This window comes from Bacillus proteolyticus (genome assembly GCF_001884065.1).
GTDB classification, from domain to species: Bacteria; Bacillota; Bacilli; order Bacillales; family Bacillaceae_G; genus Bacillus_A; species Bacillus_A proteolyticus.
Map to the genome: position 1 here is coordinate 1 of NZ_MACH01000077.1, position 209 is coordinate 209.

Sequence of the window (209 nt, forward strand, 5' to 3'; positions counted from 1 at the left end):
CTTGGACAGTGGTTTACAAGAGAACCAGCAGAATCAGTTGCAAAAGTGCGGATAGATTCTGCGGTTAAAGCTCAATGGATAGATCCTAAAACAGGTGTACTGACAGGTACTTCGCCAATAGAATCAACATACGCAATAAAAATTCCTAAAGGAACTACAATATATGAAGGGCCGGTTGGATATCAAGGAGGTCATTACCTTGGTGGAGA

1 protein-coding gene is annotated in these 209 nt (G+C 41.6%); it reads left to right on the top strand.

The genetic code is table 11. The annotated features are described in order from the left end of the window. Positions 1-209 (top strand): hypothetical protein (locus BAQ49_RS11445; RefSeq protein WP_208610848.1); only part of this gene is annotated, 209 nt, incomplete at both ends.